General features: G+C 48.1%; 1 rRNA gene. It reads right to left on the reverse strand.

The features are described from left to right. Positions 1 to 32: 32 nt before the first annotated feature. Positions 33 to 1,479: ribosomal RNA gene (locus tag HMPREF0078_RS05695) — 16S ribosomal RNA — on the reverse strand.

Raw genomic sequence — 1,479 nt, forward strand, 5'->3', positions numbered from 1 at the left:
TAAAAGTCAGCGTACCGACTTTTTACTCTTAGAAAGGAGGTGATCCAGCCGCACCTTCCGATACGGCTACCTTGTTACGACTTCACCCCAGTTACTGACCCTACCTTCGACTGCTGCGTCCTAAAAGGTTCGCTCACAGGCTTCGGGTATTGCCAACTCCCATGGTGTGACGGGCGGTGTGTACAAGACCCGGGAACGCATTCACCGCGACATTCTGATTCGCGATTACTAGCAACTCCAACTTCATGTACTCGAGTTGCAGAGTACAATCCGAACTGGGACAGACTTTGTGAGTTTCGCTTCAGATCGCTCTTTCGCTGCCCTCTGTATCTGCCATTGTAGCACGTGTGTAGCCCAAGTCATAAAGGGCATGATGATTTGACGTCGTCCCCACCTTCCTCCGGTTTATCACCGGCAGTATCGCTAGAGTCCCCAACTTAATGATGGTAACTAACGATAGGGGTTGCGCTCGTTATGGGACTTAACCCAACATCTCACGACACGAGCTGACGACAACCATGCACCACCTGTAATACAGTAGACCGAAGTCATAGAAAATTATCTCTAATTCCCTCCGTATTATGTCAAGACTTGGTAAGGTTCTTCGCGTTGCGTCGAATTAAACCACATGCTCCGCTGCTTGTGCGGGTCCCCGTCAATTCCTTTGAGTTTCACACTTGCGTGCGTACTCCCCAGGCGGAGTGTTTAATGCGTTAGCTGCGGCTCCCAGATTATTCCAAGAACCTAACACTCATCGTTTACAGCGTGGACTACCAGGGTATCTAATCCTGTTTGCTACCCACGCTTTCGTACCTCAGCGTCAGATGATGACCAGAAAGTCGCCTTCGCCACCGGTATTCTTCCTAATATCTGCGCATTTCACCGCTACACTAGGAATTCCACTTTCCCTTTCATCTCTCAAGCCTAACAGTTTTAAAAGCTTTATATAGTTGAGCTATATTATTTCACTTCTAACTTACTAGGCCGCCTACGTACCCTTTACGCCCAATGATTCCGGACAACGCTCGGTCCATACGTATTACCGCGGCTGCTGGCACGTATTTAGCCGGACCTTATTCTTATGGTACTGTCATTTTCATCCCATAAAAAAGATTTTTACAACCCGAAGGCCTTCTAAATCACGCGGCGTCGCTGCATCAGGGTTTCCCCCATTGTGCAAAATTCCCCACTGCTGCCTCCCGTAGGAGTTTGGGCCGTGTCTCAGTCCCAATGTGGCCGTACACTCTCTCAAGCCGGCTACTGATCGTCGCCTTGGTGGGCTTTTATCTCACCAACTAGCTAATCAGACGCAAGTCCATCTTACACCGATAAATCTTTGGTCATTTTATCATGCGATATTTTGACTTTATAGGGTATTATTCTTCGTTTCCAAAGGCTATCCCCTTGTGTAAGGCAGGTTACTCACGTGTTACTCACCCGTTCGCCACTAATCCACTTAATTTCATTCCGAAGAAATCA

Origin of the sequence: Anaerococcus vaginalis ATCC 51170, assembly GCF_000163295.1 — a bacterium.
Lineage (GTDB): Bacteria > Bacillota > Clostridia > Tissierellales > Peptoniphilaceae > Anaerococcus > Anaerococcus vaginalis.